This is a genomic window from Micromonospora sp. WMMB235, assembly GCF_001855515.1.
GTDB lineage: Bacteria > Actinomycetota > Actinomycetes > Mycobacteriales > Micromonosporaceae > Micromonospora > Micromonospora aurantiaca.
Genome location: NZ_MDRX01000001.1, coordinates 5,200,013 through 5,217,874, shown reverse-complemented (window position 1 = coordinate 5,217,874; position 17,862 = coordinate 5,200,013). Strand labels below are relative to the sequence as shown.

The following is a 17,862-nucleotide window of genomic DNA, read 5'->3' as shown; positions in this document are numbered from 1 at the left end:
GCCGTCGAGCGGGCCCCGGCACGTGTGCCGGGGCCCGTCGCGCGTTCTCAGCCGTGCCAGGAGCGCCACAGCGCGGCGTACGAGCCACCGGCCGCGACCAGCTCGTCGTGTGATCCCAGCTCGGTGATCCGCCCGTCGGCGACCACCGCCACGCGGTCCGCGTCGTGCGCGGAGAAGAGCCGGTGCGCGATGGCGACGACGGTACGGCCGTGCAGCACCGCCGCCAGCGACCGTTCCAGTGCCCGGGCCGCCCGCGGGTCGATCAGCGAGGTGGCCTCGTCCAGCACCAGCGTGTGCGGGTCGGCGAGCACCAGCCGGGCCAGCGCGAGCTGCTGCGCCTGCGCGGGGGTGAGCGGGTGGCCGCCCGCCCCGACCGCCGTGTCGAGCCCGTCCGGCAGGGCCAGCGCCCAGTCCAGCGCGTCGACCGCGGCCAGCGCCGCGCGTACCCGAGCCGGGTCGGCTTCCGGCCGGACCATCGCCACGTTGTCGGCGAGCGTCCCGATGAACACGTGGTGCTCCTGACTGACGAGCGCCACATGGGTACGCAGCTCGGCCAGGGGCATTCCGGCGAGCGGCCGGCCGTCCACTGTCACAGTGCCGGCGCTCGGCGCGTGCACGCCCGCCAGCAGCCGGCCCAGCGTCGACTTGCCCGCCCCGGACGGGCCGACCATCGCGAGCCGCTCCCCCGGGCGGGGTTCCAGCGTCACGCCGTGCAGCACGTCGTGACCCGGGCGGTACGCGTACCGGACGTCGTGCGCGGCGAGCCGGCCCGCGCCGCCCGCACTGCCCGCAGCGGCGGCGCGCTCGTCCGGCGTGGCGAATGCCTTGGCGCGCTCGTCCGGTTCGGCGGCCACCCCGAGCAGCCGGGCCAGCGAGGCGCCTCCGACCTGGAACTCGTCCAGCCAGCCGAGCAGCCGCTCGATCGGGTCGGTGAGCTGCTGGGCGTAGAGCGTGGCGGCGGTGACCTGGCCGAGGCTGGCCCAGCCCTTCAGGTGGAACCAGCCGCCGATGAGCAGGGTCGCCACCATCGGCACCAGGTAGCCGAACTCGGCCACCGGCCAGAACACTGTCCGCAGATAGAGCGTGTAGCGCTCGGCCGCGTACGACCGGCTGATGTCCGCGTCGCCGCGGGCCCGGCGGCGGGCCGCCTGCCGCAGCGCCTCGGTGGTCCGCGCCCCCTCGACCGTCTCGCTGATCCCGTCGGTGATGTCCGAGTAGGCGGCGTTCTCCCGCAGGTAGCCCTGCGGCGCGCGGCGCAGGTACCAGCGGGTGCCGGCCCACAGCACCGGCACCGCCAGCAGGCTGGGCAGCGCCAGCAGCGGGCCGGTCAGTACCAGCGCGCCCAGGATCAGCAGCACGGTCAGCGCGGCGATGAGCGTCTCCGGCCCGGCGAACCGGACCGTGCGGGACAGCGCGGCGACGTCCCGCGAGGTGCGGGTGAGCAGATCGCCGGTGCCGGCCCGCTCCACAGTGGCGAGCGGCAGCGCGAGCACCCGGTCGACGAACTCCTCCCGCAGCTCGGCGAGCACCCGCTCACCGAGCCGGGCCGAGGCGAGGTGCGCGAAGCGGACCAGCACCGCCTGCACCACCACGAACGCGGCGATGGCTGCCACGACCCGGTCCACAGTCGTCGCGGCGATGCCCTGGGAGATCCCCTCCACCAGGTCACCGAGCAGGCGCGGGGCGACGAGCCCGGCGCCGGCGGCGAGCGCGTGCAGGCCGAGCGCGACGGCCAGGCCACGCGGGTGACGGCGGATCAGCTCGCGCACGTACCGGCGGACCTGGGCGATGTCGGCGACGGGCAGCGCGTTGCTCATCGGTCCTCCTCCCGGCTCACCGTGGCGGCGTAGCGCGGCTCGCCGGCGAGCAGTTCCTCGTGCCGGCCCTCGGCGACGACCTTGCCGTCCTCGACGAAGACCACGTGGTCGGCGTGACCGAGCACCAGCGGGCTCGTGGTGCAGACGAGCGTGGTGCGGCCGCGGCGGGCCGGACCGAGCCGTTCGGCGATGCGCGCCTCGGTGTGCGCGTCCACCGCGCTGGTCGGCTCGACCAGGATCAACGTCTCCGGGTCGGCGACGAGTGCGCGGGCCAGCCGCAGCCGTTGCCGCTGCCCGCCGGAGAACTCCCGGCCGCGTTCGGCGACCTCGCCGTCCAGGCCGCCGGGCAGCGCCTCGACGATGTCGGTGGCACTCGCCGCGGCCAGCGCCGCCGCCACGGCGCCGGGCTCGGCCCGGTCGTGCGGGTCAAGCTCCGTGCGCAGCACGCCGCTGAACAGCTGCGCGTCGTTGTCGGCCACCAGGATCCGCTCCCGCACCGTCGCCAGCGCCACGTCCCGCAGCGGTACGCCGTGCAGCGTGACGTCCCCGTCGGTGTACCGGCCGAGCCGGTCGGCGATCTCGGTGGCGTCCTGCGGGGTGGCGGCGGCCAGCGCGGTCAGCCGGCCCGGTCGCAGCACCAGTCCGGAACGTACGTCCGCCAGCTCGCCCGGCCCGGCCGGTACCGGCACCGGGGTGGCCGGGTCGGTGAACTCCGGCGCGAGCCGCAGCAACCGGACGACCCGGCGGGCCGCGACGTGTCCCCGGGTCAGCTTGTCGGCCGCCTCGGTGAGGTTGCGCAGTGGGCTGACCAGGAACGCGGTGTAGCCGTAGAACGAGACCAGCTCGCCGGCGCTGATCTCGCCGCGCAGCGCGAACCGGGCGCCCAGCCAGGTCACCAGCACCACGAAGACGCCGGGCAGCAGGATCTGCGCCGCCTGCAACAGCGACTCGACCCGCGCCACCCGCAGCCCGTCCGCGCGCAACGCCTGCGAGCGTTGCCGGTAGCGCTCGGACAGCACCGGCTCGCCGCCGACTCCGCGCAGTACGCGCAGGCCCGAGACGATGTCCGCGGCCCGGGCGGTGAGCCGGCCGGTCGAGTCCCGGTACGCGGCCTGCTGCCGGTGCAGCGGGCGGATCAGCAACGCCACGAGCGCCATCAGCAGCGGCACCCCGAGCACCACCACGAGGCCGAGCGGCTGGGAGGCGCTGAGCAGGATCACCGCCACGGTGACGATGCCGACCACCGAGCCGGCGCCCCGGGCGGTGATGTCGATGGCGCTGCCGATGTGCTCGATGTCGGCGGTGCCGATACTCACCACCTCGCCCGCCGCGACCCGCCGGGGCAGCGCCGCGCCGAGGCGGTTCGTGGCGTCCACCGTGACCTGCACGGTGCGGTAGGCGGCGCCGAGCCAGTTGTGCACCGCGCAGCGGTGGCGCAGGATTCCGGCGACGGCCTGCACCAGACCCAGCCCGAGCAGGGCCAGACTCCAGCGCACCAGCGCGTCCGGGTCGCGTTGGGCCAGGCCGGCTTCCACGGCGCGGCCGAGCACGGCCGGCACCAGCGCCTGGGCCAGCATCCAGATCACGCCGAGCGCGAGCCCGGCGCCGAAGATGACGGGATGTCGCCCGGCGAGCCACACGAGATATCGGGTGGCCGACCGCGCGTCGGGGGTGCCGGGATCGCCGGCCGGTGAGAAGCGCATGGCGCACCGACGCTAGGTGCCGGGGCGACCCGCGCGCCAACCAATTCCGGCGGTCGTGACGACCCTCGCGTCAGCGGTCGACCTGTGTGAAGTCCCAGCTGTGCGGCGGGCGGGCGATCAGGCGCGCCGGCGGCTCGGGCAGCTCCCGAGGGCTGTTCCGCCACTTGGAGACGACCACCAGCCGGTGGTCGGTGGAGGAGAACACCTCGCTGGAGACGTGCATCGGGTCGTGCTCGAACTCGGGCAGCGCGGTCTCGCAGACCCAGGTGATCAGGTCGGCGAAGCCGTACGGCTCGGCCTTGGCCTCCCACATGCGGACGATCATGTCGGTCCCCTCCCCGCTCACACGCTGACCACTGTCAGCGGCATCGCCGAGTCGGCCGGCAGGTCCAGCCGGCTCGGCGCGACGCCCGCGGCGACCAGGTGGGAGCCGAGCGCGGCCACCATCGCGCCGTTGTCCGTGCAGAGCTTCGGCCGGGGCGTACGCACCCGGATGCCGTGCCTGCCGGCCCGCTGCTCGGCCATCGCCCGCAGCCGGGAGTTGGCCGCCACTCCGCCGCCGATCACCAGCGTGTCGATGCCGCTGCTGCGGCAGGCGTCGATCGCCTTGCCGACGAGCACGTCGCAGACCGCCTCCTGGAAGGATGCCGCCACGTCGGCGACCGGCACCGGCTCACCGGCCCGCTGCCGCGCCTCCACCCAGCGGGCCACAGCCGTCTTCAGGCCGGAGAAGGAGAAGTCGTACCGGTGTCCGACCAGGTCCTTCGCGGCGGTCAGCCCGCGCGGGAAGGCGATCGACGCCGGGTCACCGGCCCGCGCCTCGCGGTCGATGTACGGCCCGCCGGGGAACGGCAGCCCGAGCAGCCGGGCCACCTTGTCGAACGCCTCGCCGGCGGCGTCGTCGATGGTGGCGCCGAGCGGGACCACGTCGCGGGCCAGATCGTCGACGCGCAGCAGCGAGGAGTGCCCGCCGGAGACCAGCAGCGCGATCGCGGGCTCGGGCAGCGGGCCGTGTTCGAGCGTGTCCACCGCCACATGTGCGGCGAGGTGGTTCACGCCGTACACCGGCTTCTCCGCCGCGACCGCGTACCCCTTGGCGGCGGCGACCCCGACGAGCAGCGCGCCGGCCAGGCCCGGCCCGGAGGTCACGGCGATGGCGTCGATGTCGGCGATGGTGACGCCGGCTTCGCGCAGCGCCCGGTCCATGGTCGGCACGATGGCCTCCAGGTGGGCGCGGCTGGCCACCTCGGGCACCACGCCGCCGAACCGGGCGTGCTCCTCGACGCTGGAGGCGAGCGCGTCGGCGAGCAGCGTGTGCCCGCGCACGATGCCCACGCCGGTCTCGTCGCAGGAGGTCTCGATGCCGAGGATCAGGGGTTCGTCAGCCATGCGCGTCAGTCCTCGTTGCGCTGCATGACCAGCGCGTCGGTGTTGCTCGGTTGGTAGTAGCCGCGCCGTACGCCGATCGGCTCGAACCCGTAGGTGGCGTAGAGCCGTTGCGCGGGCGCGTTGTCCGCGGCGACCTCCAGCAGCGTGCTGCGGGCGCCGCGCCGGGCCGCCTCGGCGAGCAGCGCCTCTAGCAGCAGCCGGCCGATCCCCCGGCGGTGGGCGTCCCGGCGGACCGCGACGTTCTGCACCCACGCCTCGTCGGGCGGGGACACGGCCAGCCCGGCGTAGCCGAGGACGGCGCCGTCGTCGGTGGCGACCAGGTAGAAGTGCCCGTTGGCGAGTTCGTTCCAGAACATCGCCGCCGACCACTGCTCGGCGCCGAAGAGGTCCGCCTCGATGGGCAGCACCTCGTCGATGTGCCACCAGCGGAACCGGCCCAGCCTCATGGCAGGACCGGCTTGTGGCCGGTGGCCGCGACCGCGTCCGGGCGGCGCAGGTAGAGCGGGGTGAGCGTCTCGCCGGGCGCGCCCGCGCGGATCCGCGGCGCGGCGAGACGGGCCAGCGCCAGCGGGTCCGGGTAGCGCGGCTCGTCGCGTACCGGCAGCCCCAGCACGTCCGCGTACCGGTACGCGCCGTCGCCGACCGCGACGGTGACCGCCAGGTCGCGTGCCCGCTCGGCGACCACCGCCGGGGCGGCCACCTCCGGCCCGGCCAGGCGCCGGCCGGCGCCGTCGTAGACGGCCCAGTAGATCTCCCGGCGCCGCGCGTCGCTCGCCGCCAGCACCGGCTCGCCGGCGGCCGCCGGGTGGCCGAGCCCGTCCAGCGAGCAGACGCCGTACGTGGGTACGCCGAGCACCTGACCCATGGTGGCGGCGGTGACCAGCCCGACGCGCAGCCCGGTGAACGGGCCCGGGCCGAGGCCGGCGACGATAGCGGCCAGGTCGGCGGGCCGTGCACCGACGTCCGCCAGCACGGCGTCGACCTGCGGCGCGAGCAGCTCGCCGTGGGCGCGGGCGTCGACGGTGCACCGGGACGCGCGGACCGCGACGCCGTCCGCCGAGACCTCGGCAAGGGCCGCGGTCACCGCGGGCGTCGAGGAGTCCACCACGAGTACCAGCACGGTAAGCCAGCCTAGCCGTCCGCTCCGTCCGCCCCGTCCGCCCCCGGCACGCCCCCGGCACGCCCTCGGCACGCTCCCGGCACGCCCCCGGCACGCCCTCGCCGCTCGCCCGGTCACGATGCGTAGCGCCCGGATCAAAGAGAAGAGGTGAGAGCCTTATGCCTCTGGGTCATAAATATGACTCAGAGGCATAAGGCTAAGAAGAGGACTGCCATTCTCCGGAGATGACGGAGAGTCGCCTCGTTCGAGAAATCGCCCGGACCTTGCGGCGTGAACGCGAACAGGCAGGGCTCACCCAGCAGGCTCTGGCCGCCCGGTCCGGGCTCAGTCAGGCCGCCATCGCCCGGATCGAACGCGGCGACCGGCTGCCGAGCCTGACCGCCGCGGAACGCCTGCTCGCCGCGCTCGGCCGGCAACTGCGGATCGAGGTCGAGCCGCTGGACAGCCACCTGGACGCCGCGCTGGACGAGATGGCCGGGACGGTGCTTGCCGAGCGCGTCGAAGTCCTCCGGCTGGACCGGATCATGGATGCCCTGGGCGACCTGCCGTACGTGCTGTCGGGCGGCACGGCGGCGCTGCTGCAGGGCGCGCCGCTGCCGGTGGACGCGGTCGAGATCGCGGTGCGCTGGCGGGACTCGCCGCGGTTCAGCGCGCTCCTCGATCGGATCTACGCGCAGCGCTGGGACGCTCGATGGCAGGTGTGGGGCGGCATCCACACGGAGCCCGAAGAGCCGGGCGAGCACCGCTGGCTGACCCGCTACGGCGAGCTGCGGGCCCGGATGTGCGAGGAACTGCCCGAGCCCATCGAGGTCCGCCTCGGTGAACGTACGTACCCGGTCGAGCCGCTGGTCGAGGTGGAGGTGACCGACCGGCGCACGGCCGAGCTGCTGTCCCGGTACCGCCGGCGCCTCGCCGCGGCGGGCGAGGCGCCGGGCGGGTCAGCCGGCTGAGCGCTCCCAGTCGACGGTGGGCAGCCCCGCGTCGGCCAGCGCCTTGTTAGCGGCGCTGAACGGGCGGCTGCCGAGAAAGCCGCGCGGGTTCATCGGGCTCGGGTGCCCGGCCTCCAGCACCACGTGCTGCGGGTTGGTCACCAGCGCCGCCTTCTTGCGCGCGTAGCCGCCCCAGAGCAGGAACACCACGCGCTGGTCGAGCGCGTCGAGCGCCCGGATGGTGGCGTCGGTGAACTCCTCCCAGCCCTTGTTGGCGTGCGAGCCGGGCGTGGCCTGCCGGACCGTCAGCACCGAGTTGAGCAGCAGGACGCCCTGCGCGGCCCAGCCGTCGAGGTTGCCGCTGCGCGGCTTCGGCACGCCCAGGTCCTCGCCCAGCTCCTTGAAGACGTTGCGCAGCGACGGCGGCACCGCCACCCCCTCGCGCACGCTGAAGCTCAGCCCGTGCGCCTGGCCCGCCTTGTGGTACGGGTCCTGCCCGAGGATCAGCACCCGGGTGTCGGCCGGCCCGCACAGCCGGTAGGCGGAGAAGAGGTCCTCCAGCGGCGGGAAGACCGTGGCGGTCGCGTACTCCCGGGCGACGAACTCGGCCAGCGCCGCGGTGCGGGCCGGGTCCAGGTGGGGGGTGAGCACGGCACGCCAGGCCTCCGGCAGCAGCGCCGGCAGGTCCAGGGTGGGGGCGTCGGGCATCGGCAACCTCTCCTCGTCGGTCGCCATCTTCTTACCAGCCGCGACCGACACTCCCGGGCGGCGGCAGGGCCGGGTACTGGACGAGAAAAGTTACCGGAGCGTAACCTACTGGCAAGTTACTTACGCCACACCGCCACTGCTAGCTTGCATCCACCACCATCGATGCTCGCTAGGAGTGCCCGTGAGCAGGAGAAACACCCGTCCCCGCACGCCCTCCGCCGCCCCCTCCCCCCGCCGCACGACCGGCCTCCGGATGCTGGCCGTCGCCGCGGCTGCAGCCACCTACCTGGCCGGATCCGGCGCAGCCGCAGCCGCAGCCGCAGACGGCACCACGCCGGTGGTCTCCCGCGGCGTGACGATCCCCGCCTTCTACCACCCGCCCGCCGACCTGCCCGCCACCAACGGCACGCTGATCCGTACCGAGCCGCTGCCGCTCGGGCTCAGCATCCCCGGGCTCGACGGCCGCCCGATGCCCGGCACCGCCACCCGCCTGATGTACCGGTCCACCGACTCCAACGGCCGGGCCGTCGGCGTGACCGGCGCCTACATCGAACCGTCGGCGGCGTGGCGGGGCACCGGCCCGCGCCCGCTGGTCGCCGTCGCCTCCGGCACCATGGGGCAGGGCGACCAGTGCGCGCCCTCGTTCGCCCTGCAACACCCGCTCACCCTCACCGGCGACACCCTGTCCGTCGGCTACGAGGCCCTGGCGATCTACCGCCTCCTCGCCACCGGCGCCGCGGTCGTCGTCACCGACTACGTCGGGCTGGGCGCGACCGACCGGCTGCACACGTACGTCAACCGCCTCGACGAGGGACGTGCCCTGCTCGACGCGGCCCGCGCCGCCCGCACCGTGCCGGGCGCGTCGGTCACCGACCGGTCCCGCGTCGGTCTGTACGGCTACAGCCAGGGTGGCGGCGCCAGCGCCGCAGCCGCCGAACTCCAGCCCACCTACGCGCCCGACGTGCCGCTGGCCGGCACCTACGTCGGCGCGCCGCCGGCCGACCTGACCGCTGTCATCGGCGGCATCGACGGCAGCGCGCTGGCCGGGGCGCTGGGCTGGTCGCTCAACGGCTTCGCCCAGTCCGACCCGGCGGTGCGGGACGTCATCGAGGCGAACGTCAACGACGCCGGCCGGGCGGCGCTCACCGACACCTCGACCATGTGCGTCGGTGACGCCATCCTCCGGTACGCGTTCACCAAGAGCAGCAGGTGGATCACCGGCGGCCGGTCCCTCACCGCTGTCATCGCCGCCTCGCCCGAGGCAGCCGCCGTCCTCGACCGGCAGCGCATCGGCACGCTCAAGCCCGCCGGCCCGGTACGCGTGGCGACCGGCGTCCAGGACGACATCGTGCCCCACCGGCAGGCCCGTCAACTGGCGGTCGACTGGTGCCGCAAGGGCGCCAACGTGACCTACCAGGCCGTCAGCCTGCCCAACCTCGGTGACAAGCTCCTCACCAACCACCTGGCGCCGCTCATCACCGACCAGGGCGACGCGGTGGCCTGGCTGACCGACCGGCTCGCCGGGCGCACCGCCTACTCCAACTGCTGGACGATGCCCCTTCAGCCCTAGGACAGTTCGGCGACCCGGGCGGCCCAGTCGCCGCCGACCGGCTCCAGCGTGACCGCCCGGGTGTCGTCGTCGCGGCGGTCGATGCGTACCCGCAGGTGCGCGTCGACCAGCTGCTCGACCATCCCCTCGCCCCACTCCACCACGGTGACCGCCTCGTCCACCGAGGCGTCCAGGTCGAGGTCGTCGATCTCCGCGCGCGGGTCGGCGGCCTCACCCAGGCGGTACGCGTCGGCGTGCACGAGCGTCACCCGGCCGCCCCGCGCCGGGTCGGGCCGATGCACCCGGGCGATGACGAAGGTGGGCGAGGTGATGTCCCCGCGTACGCCGAGACCGGCGCCGATGCCCTGGGTCAGCGCGGTCTTGCCGGCGCCGAGCGGGCCGCTGAGCAGCAGCAGGTCACCGGCCCGCAGCACCCCGGCCAGCCGCCGCCCGAACTCGTGGGTGTCGTCGACCGTCTTCAGCTCCACGACCACTGTCATAGCGAGTCCAGGAACCTCTCCAGCGCCACGTTCACCTCGTCGGCGTGCTCCAGCATCACCACGTGCCCACTGTCGTTGATCTTCACGAACTCGGCGTGCGGCAGCCGCCGGACGATCTCCTCGGAGTGCGTCACCGGCGTGATCATGTCCTTGTCGCCCACGATCACCAGCACCGGCGTGCCGGCCAGCGCCGCAAGCGCCGGGAACCGGGAGTGGGTGGCGATCGTGCGCAGGTAGCGGGTGACCGTGTCGGCCGAGGTGCGCGAGTTCATCATCTCGACGTACGACACCAGGGCCGGGCTCGGCTTCGACGTGCCGAAGCCGTACTTGCGGGTGAGCAGCCAGGCCACGTTCGACGTCGACCGGCGCGCCCGGTCGATCACGGTCCCGCCGTACCGGGTGGCGTTGCTCATCATGTAGAGCACCGGCGAGCCGACGCGGCCGAGCAGCGCGGGCGCCACCAGCTTGGTCTCCGCCGCGAGGCCGCCCGAGGTGGCCATCAGCACGGTGCCGACCACGCGGTCACCGAACATCTCCGGGTACAGCTCGGCCAGCGCCATGATCGTCATGCCGCCCATCGAATGCCCGACCAGCACCAGCGGGCCGTCCGGGGCCACCTCGTCGAGCACCCGGCGCAGCGTGTGGCCCAGCGCGGTCAGGTCGTACTCGCCGCTCTCCAGCCGGCCGGAGCTGCCGTGCCCCGGCTGGTCGTACGCGACCACCCGGTAGTCGCCGCGCTCGGCGAGCCGCTTGCGCTGGAAGTGGAACGTGCCCATGTCCAGGCAGAACCCGTGCACCAGCACCACAGTCGGGTGCCCTGCGACAGGGCGGGTCGGCTCGACCACCTCGACGTGGATGTCGGTGCCGTCCGGCATCTCCAGCCGGTGCGCCTCGTCGTAACGCTGCTCACCGAAGACCTCGTCGGCGTACCGGTCGGTGGGGTCGTTCTTGAGCCGGCGGACCAGCACCCGCTCGCTGACCACGCCCGCCGCGAGCCCGGCGGCGGCAACGCCGACGGCGGCGCCGACCAGCCCGGCCACCTTGCCGGCGGCGGTACGCGGTCGCGGCAACCGGACACTCATGCGTGCTCGCCGTCGTAGACGCGGGGCACGCGCACACCGCCGAAGCGGGTCACGATCTCGTAGTTGATGGTGCCGACCGCCTCGGCCCAGTCGTCGGCGGTGGGCTCGCCGTCCGCGCCGCTGCCGAACAGCGTCGCCACGTCGCCGTCGGTCACCTCGTCGTCGCCGCAGTCGACCACGAACTGGTCCATGCAGACCCGCCCGGAGATGGTCCGGCGCTTGCCGGCGAGCTGCACCGGGCCGGTGTTGGAGGCGTGCCGCGGCACTCCGTCGGCGTAGCCGAGCGGCACCACCGCGAGGTTGGCCTCCTGCTCGGTGAGGTAGGTGTGGCCGTACGAGACGCCGGTGCCGGCCGCCACCCGTTTGGTGAGCATCACCCGGGCGCGGGCGGTCATGGCGGGACGCAGACCGAACTGCTCGCCCGCGACCGGCGACAGGCCGTAGACGGCGATGCCGGGCCGGACCAGGTCGAAGTGGGTGTCCGGCCGGGTCAGCGTGGCGGCCGAGTTGGCCAGGTGCCGGTAGCGCGGACGCAGACCGGCACGCGTCACCATCTCCAGCCCCTCCTGGAACACGGCGAGCTGGCGGTCGGTGGTGGGGTGACCGGGCGAGTCCGCGTACACGAAGTGGCTCCACACGCCGACCACCTCGACCAGACCGTCGGCCTGGGCCTTCGCGGCGGCCTCCAGCAGAGCCGGCCAGTCGGCGACGGTGGCGCCACCCCGGGCCAGCCCGGTGTCGATCTTGAGGTGCAGCCGGGCCGGGCGGTCCGCCCGGCGGCTCGCCTGGATCATCTCGTCGAGCTGGGTGAGGCCGGCACAGCCGAGGTCGACGCCGACGGTGATCCCGTCGTGCAGCGGCAGCCCGGGGCTGAGCAGCCAGGCCAGCACCGGCGCGGTGATGCCCTCCTCGCGCAGCCGCAGCGCCTCGTCCAGCGTGCAGACGCCGAGCTGGTCCGCCCCGGCGTCGAGCGCCGCGCGGGCGGCCGGCACCATGCCGTGGCCGTACCCGTCGCCCTTGACCACCGCCATCAGCTCGGCGCTGGTGCCGGCCTTGAGCCGGGTCACGTTCTCCCGGATCGCGTCCAGGTCGACGCGCACCTCCGACTGCCACATGTCCTCAGCCTACTTCCGTCAGTGATCATCAGCGCCGTGAGCCGTGCGGGCGGTGCCGGCCGCCACCGGGCGACGCCGCCCGGATCAGCCCAGCCGGGCCAGTACCGGACGCAACGCCGCGGCCACGTCGGGCGCGGTCACCGGACCGCCGCGCGCCGCCTCCCGCCCGGCCAGCCCGTGCAGGTACGCCGCCGCGGCGGCCGCCCGTTCCGGGGCCAGCCCGGCGGCGAGCAGCGAACCGAGCAGCCCGGCCAGCACGTCGCCGGTGCCACCGGTGGCCAGCACCGGGGTGCCGGTCGGGTTCACGTACGCGCGGCCGTCGGGCGTGCCGATGACCGTGCGGTCGCCCTTGAGCAGCACCACCGCGTTCATCCAGGCGGCCAGCCGCAGCGCGGCGGCGACCCGGTCGTCCCCCGGCATCTCGCCGCAGAGCCGGGCGTACTCCCGGTCGTGCGGCGTCACCACGATCGGCGCGTCCCGGCCGCGCAGCCGGTCGGCCAGCTTGCCGTCGACGAGCAGCGTCAGCGCGTCCGCGTCGAGCACCACCGGCACCGGCGCGGCGAGCACCGCGCGCAGCTCGGCGGCGGAGTCCTCGCCGGTGCCGAGCCCGGAGCCGCAGACCCACGCCTGCACCCGGCCGGCGTCGGCGACCCGGCCGGTGGCGATCACCGACGGATGCTGGTGCAGCACCTCGCCCTCGGCGCTCCCGGCGTAGCGGACCAGGCCGGTGGGACCGGCGAGCGCCCCGGCGACCGAGAGCACGGCGGCGCCGGGGTAGGTGGCCGACCCGGTGGCAACGCCTACTACGCCCCTGGTGTACTTCTCCGACGACGCGCCCAGCGCCGGCCACCAGTCGGCCACGTCCGTCTGCTCGATCACCTGGAGCGCAGGCGTGCCGCGCAGCCACGGTGTCAGCCCGATGTCGACCAGCTCGACCTCGCCGGCCAGCTCGGCGGCCGGCCCGACGACCAGTGCGGGCTTGAGCGCGCCGAAGGCGACTGTCACGTCGGCGCGGACCGCCCGGGGCCGCCCGACGTCGGTGAGCGGAACGTGGCCGGTGTCGACAGCGACGCCGCTCGGCACGTCGACCGCGACCACGGTGGCGCGCGTGCCGCCGCGCCCGCGCTGCCCGGTCAGGCTCGCGGCCAGCTGCTCGGCCGTCTCGCGGAGCCCTCCGGTGCCACCGATGCCCACGATGCCGTCGAGCACCAGGTCGACCACAGCGGGCGGCCGGTCGGCCACACGGCCGCCGGCGGCGCGCAGGGCGGCCAGGCCCTCGGCGTGTGCCCGGCCCGGCGTGAGAAGCAGCGCTGTCACCGCCACGCCCCGGCGGGCCAGATGCGCGCCCGCGAACAGGGCGTCGCCGCCGTTGTCGCCGGACCCGGCGAGCACCAGCACCCGGGCGCCGTAGACACCGCCCCGGTCGGCGAGCAGCAACGCGCAGCGGCGGGCCAGCCCGGCCGCCGCCCGCTGCATCAGCGCACCGGGCGGGAGGGTGGCCATCAGGCCCGCCTCCGCCGCGCGAACGTCCGCGACCCGCCACACCTGTCTCATGCCACCCCGCCCCGCTCGTCGCGCCGGCTCAGCATCCGCTCGCGGCTCCCCCGATCACGGCCTCACCCTACCGGCGGTACGCGCCCGGGACCGGCTGGCGAACAAGCCCTGTGGATAACCCGGACCGTTGTCCACAGGGGTCGGCGGCCACTGCCGGGTGCCGCCTAGCGTCCCGGTGTCCGGAGCCGGCCGGTGGCGCCGGGCGAGGGAGGGCACGTGGTGGAGAAACCGTTCGACGTCGACCCGGAGCTGCTGCGATCGGTGGCGCGCGAGCTGGCCGACGACGCGTACCGGCTGGGCCGCGGGCCGGGCGCGGCGCCGGAGTCGTTGCTGGTGGCGGCGCCGGACGGCTGGCGATCCGCGGTGGCGCTGACCGAGTTGGAGTCAGCCGTGCGGCGCTGGTCCGGCGCGCTCGGCGCCCGGGTGGCCGACACCGCTCAGGCGTTGCGCCGCGGCGCGGACGGCTACGAGGCGGTCGACGAACGCGCCGCCCGCCGCCTCACCGGGGTGCTCCGGTGAACGACGGTCCGGCCGACGCCGTGGACGTGCCGGTCGGCTACCCGCAGCTCTGGCGGGCCGATCCGGGCGCCTGGTCCACCGCCGGGGCGGCGTGGCGGGGCCTCACCACGCCGGTACGGCAGCGCGCCGACGCGTTGACCGCCCGGATCGGCACGCTCCGCCCCGGGTGGTCGGGTGCGGCCTCGACTGCCGCGCAGCGGCGCATCGGGGATCTGCGCACCGATCTCACCGACGTGCTGCCCGCACTGGTCGAGGTCGACCAGGTGCTCGCCGAGTTCGGCGCCCGGCTGGGCGCGGCGAAGGCCCGGCTCGGCGCCGAGGTGGCCCGCGCCGAGTCCGGTGGCCTGCTCGTCGACCGCACCGGCGCGGTCCGGCCCGACCCGGCACGGCCGCCGGCGCAGACCGGGCCGGCGGTGGTCGACGCGCGGGCCGGGATCCGGGGCGCGCTGACGCTCGCCGGCGCCGCCGACCGGGAGGCGGCCAGCCGGCTGGCGGAGCTGACCACCGCTGCGGTACGCGGCTGGGTGAGCGTCCCGCCCGCGTGGCGGCCCGGTCCCGGCGCCGGGCCGGCCGAGGTGAGCCGCTGGTGGGCTGGCCTGAGCGCGGCCGAGCGGCGCTGGCTGGTGGGGCGGGAACCGGGCCGGATCGGGCGCCTCGACGGGCTTCCGGCCGCCGTCCGGGACCAGGCGAACCGGCTACTGCTCGGCGACCGGCGGGAGCAGTTGCTCGCGCGCCGGCTCGGGCTGCTGCATCCGCTTCCGGCCGGGCCGTTGGAGGCGTCCCGGCGGGTCCGGCTCGCCGCTGTCGAGGCGGCGCTGCGCGGGCTGGACGGGCTCGGCGAGCGGCTGGCCGCAGGCGGGGCGCCGCGGGCGTACCTGCTGGGGCTGGACCCGGCCGGCGACGGCCGCGCGGTGGTGGCGCTCGGCAACCCGGACCGCGCCGCCTCGGTGCTCACGTACGTCCCGGGCATGACCTCGGATCTCGCCGACGCGCCGGCCGAGCTGGGCCGGGCAGCACGGGTGTTGCAGCGATGCGCGGCGCTCGGGCCGGGCGAGGAGGCGGCGGCTGTGCTCTGGCTGGACTACGACGCGCCCGGCTTCCTCACCGAGGCGGCCGGCACCCGGCAGGCCGAGGACGCCGGCCCGGCGCTGCACCGGTTCCAGGACGGGCTGCGGGCCGCGCACGAAGGCCCACCGGCCCGGCAGACGGTGCTCGGGCACAGCTACGGCTCGCTCGTGGTCGGCACCGCCGCCCGCGACCACGGGTTGGGCGCCGACGCGCTGGTCTTCGTCGGCTCGCCGGGGGTCGGCGTCGACCACGCCGCCGAGCTGCGGATGCCCGCCGGTCAGGTCTGGTCGTCGACCGCGCCGGACGACGTGATCCGGCTGGCCCGCCCACCGGACGAGCTGGCCCGCCGCGCGCTGCTCGCGGGTACGCCGCTCGGTCCGGCGCTCGCCGTGCTCGACCCGCACGGCGAGCGACTCTGGTTCGGCGCCGACCCGAGCGCGCCGGACTTCGGCGGGAGGCGCTTCCCGAGCGCTCCGCACGGCCACACCGGCTACTGGGATCCGGACAACCCGGCGCTGGACGGCATGGCCCGGATCGTGCTGGGCCGATGACCGCCCGCGGCCCTCCGGCGACCGGTCCGCGGCCGTCCCGCGGCCGCCCGTGAGGCAGGCCGGAGACGATGCGGTCCCTCCACCCGTCGTGCGGGCGGAGGGACCGTGGACGAGAGCGGAGGGACCGTGGACGAGATCGGCTACTCGACAGTGACCGACTTGGCCAGGTTCCGGGGCTGGTCGACGTCGTGCCCGCGGGCGGCGGCGATCTCGGCGGCCAGCACCTGCAACGGCACCGTGGTCACCAGCGGCGCCAGCAGCGTCGGCGTACGCGGCACGTAGATCAGGTGGTCGGCGTAGCGGACCACCGCCTGGTCGCCCTCCTCGGCGATCACGATGGTGCGGGCGCCGCGGGCGCGGACCTCCTGGATGTTGGAGACGACCTTGTCATGCAGCATGCCCCGGCCCACCGGGGAGGGCACGATGCAGATCACCGGGGTGCCCTGGTCGATCAGCGAGATCGGGCCGTGCTTCAGCTCGCCGGCGGCGAAGCCCTCGGCGTGCATGTACGCCAGCTCCTTGAGCTTCAGCGCACCCTCCAGCGCCACCGGGTAGCCCACGTGCCGGCCGATGAACAGCACCGTCGGCTCGGACTTCAGCTCGCGGCCCAGCTCACGGACCGGCTCGATGCGGTCCAGCAGCTCCCGCAGCTTGCCCGGCATCTCCTGGAGCTGGGCCACCACCGCGCCCACCTCGTCGGCGAACTTGATGCCGCGCACCTGGGCCAGGTGCAGGCCGATCAGGTAGCAGGCGACGACCTGGGTGAGGAACGCCTTGGTGGAGGCGACGGCGATCTCCGGGCCGCCGTGGGTGTAGAGCACCGCGTCGGACTCGCGCGGGATGGTCGAGCCGTTGGTGTTGCAGATCGCCAGCACGCGGGCCTTCTGCTCCTTGGCGTGGCGCAGCGCCATCAGCGTGTCCATCGTCTCGCCGGACTGCGAGATCACCACGATCAGCGTGGACCGGTCCAGCACCGGGTCGCGGTAGCGGAACTCGCTGGCCAGCTCCACCTCGCAGGGGATGCGGGTCCAGTGCTCGATGGCGTACTTGGCGACCAGGCCGGCGTGGTAGGAGGTGCCGCAGGCGACGATGAAGATCTTGTCGACGTCGCGCAGGTCCTGCTCGCTGAGGCGGACCTCGTCGAGGGCGATCTCGCCGGTCTCGGTGAGCCGGCCCAGCAGCGTGTCGGCGATGGCCTGCGGCTGCTCCTCGATCTCCTTGAGCATGAACCAGTCGTAGCCGCCCTTCTCGGCAGCCGACGAGTCCCAGTCGATGTGAAAGTCCGTGCCGCTCGCCGGCTGACCGTGGAAGTCGGTGATGTCGATGCTGTCCGGGGTGATCAGGACGATCTGGTCCTGCCCCAGCTCGACCGCGTCCCGGGTGTGCTCGATGAACGCGGCGACGTCGCTGGCCAGGTAGTTCTCGCCGTCGCCCCGGCCGACGACCAGAGGCGAGTTGCGCCGGGCGCCGACCACCGCGCCGGGGATGCCGGCGTCGACGGCGAGCAGCGTGAACGCACCCTCCAGGCGCGCGCAGACCACGCGCATGGCGGCGGCGAGCAGCGCCGGGCTGTCGGTCTCGCCGGCCGAGCGCAGGTCGGCCAGCGCGCGGGCGATCAGGTGCGCGGCGCACTCGGTGTCGGTGTCGCTGGCGAACTCGACACCCTCGTCCTCCAGCTCGGCGCGCAGCTTCGCGAAGTTCTCGATGATGCCGTTGTGGATCACCGCGACCCGGCCGTCCGGGGAGAGGTGCGGGTGGGCGTTGCGGTCGGTCGGGCCGCCGTGCGTGGCCCAGCGGGTGTGGCCGATGCCGGTGGTGCCGTCGCCGATGCCGATCGGGCTGGCGGCGCAGTCCTCGGGGTTGTCGGCCGCCCGCTCGGAGAGGACCTTCTCCAGGTTCGCGAGCTTGCCGGCCTTCTTCTCGGTCAGCAGCTCGTCCTCGCAGACCACGGCGACGCCGGCCGAGTCGTAGCCGCGGTATTCGAGACGCCGCAGTCCGTCAAGCACGATGCCGAGCGCCGGGCGCGCACCGGCGTAACCCACGATTCCACACATGGTCCGCAGCCTAACCGAGTTTCGCTCATCGTGCGTGCTCGGAAAGGCGGTTAACGATCACTGAACTTGAGCGAACCGAGCGCCGGGGATGCGATTACCGGACAAAGCACCATCCAGGTCGTTCCGCCCGTCCGGACCGGTTCGGGACGCGGGGCGCGGACCGCCGGCCGGGACCGCACGGCTGGTCGCCACCGCCTACATTGA

The 17,862-nt window shown here is 74.7% G+C and carries 16 protein-coding genes; 4 read left to right on the top strand and 12 right to left on the bottom strand.

Translation table 11 applies throughout. The features are described 5' to 3' along the window. Positions 1-47 precede the first annotated feature (47 nt). The 6 genes from BFV98_RS23140 to tsaB all read right to left on the bottom strand — a co-directional run bounded on the left by BFV98_RS23140 (position 48) and on the right by tsaB (position 6,029). Complete coding sequence (locus BFV98_RS23140; protein WP_013288553.1) at positions 48-1,817, bottom strand: ABC transporter ATP-binding protein; 1,770 nt, start codon at positions 1,815-1,817, stop codon at positions 48-50. Beyond that, a complete protein-coding gene (locus tag BFV98_RS23135) occupies positions 1,814-3,520 on the bottom strand; it encodes an ABC transporter ATP-binding protein (RefSeq protein ID WP_047890895.1) in 1,707 nt (568 codons plus the stop codon). The genes BFV98_RS23140 and BFV98_RS23135 overlap by 4 nt, the downstream gene beginning before the upstream one ends. A gap of 70 nt (positions 3,521-3,590) precedes the next feature. Continuing rightward, entirely contained in the window at positions 3,591-3,845 is a 255-nt protein-coding gene (locus tag BFV98_RS23130; protein WP_013288555.1) for a hypothetical protein, read from the bottom strand. A 17-nt stretch (positions 3,846-3,862) separates the two neighbouring features. Further along, positions 3,863-4,909 (bottom strand): tRNA (adenosine(37)-N6)-threonylcarbamoyltransferase complex transferase subunit TsaD, encoded by a 1,047-nt coding sequence (gene tsaD / locus BFV98_RS23125; RefSeq protein WP_013288556.1) that lies wholly within the window; start codon positions 4,907-4,909, stop codon positions 3,863-3,865. A 5-nt stretch (positions 4,910-4,914) separates the two neighbouring features. Further along, complete coding sequence (gene rimI, locus BFV98_RS23120; RefSeq protein ID WP_071097785.1) at positions 4,915-5,355, bottom strand: ribosomal protein S18-alanine N-acetyltransferase; 441 nt, start codon at positions 5,353-5,355, stop codon at positions 4,915-4,917. Further along, entirely contained in the window at positions 5,352-6,029 is a 678-nt protein-coding gene (gene tsaB / locus BFV98_RS23115; RefSeq protein WP_071097783.1) for a tRNA (adenosine(37)-N6)-threonylcarbamoyltransferase complex dimerization subunit type 1 TsaB, read from the bottom strand. The genes rimI and tsaB overlap by 4 nt, the downstream gene beginning before the upstream one ends. A 224-nt stretch (positions 6,030-6,253) precedes the next feature. On the opposite strand from tsaB, the gene BFV98_RS23110 reads away from it, so the two are divergent. Further along, entirely contained in the window at positions 6,254-6,979 is a 726-nt protein-coding gene (locus BFV98_RS23110; protein ID WP_071097782.1) for a helix-turn-helix domain-containing protein, read from the top strand. Here BFV98_RS23110 and ung read toward each other — a convergent pair. Continuing rightward, a complete protein-coding gene (gene ung, locus BFV98_RS23105) occupies positions 6,968-7,666 on the bottom strand; it encodes a uracil-DNA glycosylase (protein WP_013288560.1) in 699 nt (232 codons plus the stop codon). The two genes, BFV98_RS23110 and ung, sit on opposite strands and share 12 nt — an antisense overlap. A gap of 181 nt (positions 7,667-7,847) precedes the next feature. Here ung and BFV98_RS23100 point away from each other — a divergent pair, with 181 nt between their 5' ends. Beyond that, entirely contained in the window at positions 7,848-9,236 is a 1,389-nt protein-coding gene (locus BFV98_RS23100) for a lipase family protein (protein WP_013288561.1), read from the top strand. Here the strand turns inward: BFV98_RS23100 and tsaE are convergent. From tsaE to BFV98_RS23080, 4 genes are all read right to left on the bottom strand, one after another. After that, positions 9,233-9,715, bottom strand: coding sequence for a tRNA (adenosine(37)-N6)-threonylcarbamoyltransferase complex ATPase subunit type 1 TsaE (gene tsaE / locus BFV98_RS23095; protein ID WP_013288562.1), 483 nt, complete (start codon positions 9,713-9,715; stop codon positions 9,233-9,235). The two genes, BFV98_RS23100 and tsaE, sit on opposite strands and share 4 nt — an antisense overlap. Then, positions 9,712-10,797: an alpha/beta fold hydrolase gene (locus BFV98_RS23090; protein ID WP_071097780.1), complete on the bottom strand. Its 1,086-nt coding sequence runs from the start codon at positions 10,795-10,797 to the stop codon at positions 9,712-9,714. The genes tsaE and BFV98_RS23090 overlap by 4 nt, the downstream gene beginning before the upstream one ends. Then, a complete protein-coding gene (alr, locus tag BFV98_RS23085; RefSeq protein ID WP_030269390.1) occupies positions 10,794-11,912 on the bottom strand; it encodes an alanine racemase in 1,119 nt (372 codons plus the stop codon). The genes BFV98_RS23090 and alr overlap by 4 nt, the downstream gene beginning before the upstream one ends. An 84-nt stretch (positions 11,913-11,996) precedes the next feature. Continuing rightward, positions 11,997-13,466 (bottom strand): NAD(P)H-hydrate dehydratase, encoded by a 1,470-nt coding sequence (locus BFV98_RS23080; protein ID WP_071097779.1) that lies wholly within the window; start codon positions 13,464-13,466, stop codon positions 11,997-11,999. Positions 13,467-13,682: 216 nt separating this feature from the next. Here BFV98_RS23080 and BFV98_RS23075 point away from each other — a divergent pair, with 216 nt between their 5' ends. Beyond that, positions 13,683-13,985, top strand: a complete 303-nt coding sequence (locus BFV98_RS23075; protein WP_013288566.1) for a type VII secretion target — start codon at positions 13,683-13,685, stop codon at positions 13,983-13,985. Beyond that, a complete protein-coding gene (locus BFV98_RS23070) occupies positions 13,982-15,604 on the top strand; it encodes an alpha/beta hydrolase (protein ID WP_071097777.1) in 1,623 nt (540 codons plus the stop codon). The genes BFV98_RS23075 and BFV98_RS23070 overlap by 4 nt, the downstream gene beginning before the upstream one ends. A 140-nt stretch (positions 15,605-15,744) precedes the next feature. On the opposite strand, the gene glmS is transcribed toward BFV98_RS23070, so the two are convergent. Next, the gene (gene glmS, locus BFV98_RS23065; RefSeq protein WP_013288568.1) at positions 15,745-17,658 is read right to left on the bottom strand and encodes a glutamine--fructose-6-phosphate transaminase (isomerizing); all 1,914 of its coding nucleotides are present in this window, start codon (positions 17,656-17,658) and stop codon (positions 15,745-15,747) included. Positions 17,659-17,862 lie beyond the last annotated feature (204 nt).

Bases quoted from the DNA above. Each gene is read 5' to 3' on its own strand.
- BFV98_RS23135 (WP_047890895.1), bottom strand. From the start codon at position 3,520: ATGCGCTTCTCACCGGCCGGCGATCCCGGCACCCCCGACGCGCGGTCG.
- BFV98_RS23090 (WP_071097780.1), bottom strand. From the start codon at position 10,797: ATGAGTGTCCGGTTGCCGCGACCGCGTACCGCCGCCGGCAAGGTGGCC.
- alr (WP_030269390.1), bottom strand. From the start codon at position 11,912: ATGTGGCAGTCGGAGGTGCGCGTCGACCTGGACGCGATCCGGGAGAAC.
- ung (WP_013288560.1), bottom strand. From the start codon at position 7,666: ATGCCCGACGCCCCCACCCTGGACCTGCCGGCGCTGCTGCCGGAGGCC.
- BFV98_RS23110 (WP_071097782.1), top strand. From the start codon at position 6,254: ATGACGGAGAGTCGCCTCGTTCGAGAAATCGCCCGGACCTTGCGGCGT.
- BFV98_RS23080 (WP_071097779.1), bottom strand. From the start codon at position 13,466: ATGAGACAGGTGTGGCGGGTCGCGGACGTTCGCGCGGCGGAGGCGGGC.
- tsaE (WP_013288562.1), bottom strand. From the start codon at position 9,715: ATGACAGTGGTCGTGGAGCTGAAGACGGTCGACGACACCCACGAGTTC.
- BFV98_RS23140 (WP_013288553.1), bottom strand. From the start codon at position 1,817: ATGAGCAACGCGCTGCCCGTCGCCGACATCGCCCAGGTCCGCCGGTAC.
- rimI (WP_071097785.1), bottom strand. From the start codon at position 5,355: ATGAGGCTGGGCCGGTTCCGCTGGTGGCACATCGACGAGGTGCTGCCC.
- glmS (WP_013288568.1), bottom strand. From the start codon at position 17,658: ATGTGTGGAATCGTGGGTTACGCCGGTGCGCGCCCGGCGCTCGGCATC.
- tsaD (WP_013288556.1), bottom strand. From the start codon at position 4,909: ATGGCTGACGAACCCCTGATCCTCGGCATCGAGACCTCCTGCGACGAG.
- BFV98_RS23130 (WP_013288555.1), bottom strand. From the start codon at position 3,845: ATGATCGTCCGCATGTGGGAGGCCAAGGCCGAGCCGTACGGCTTCGCC.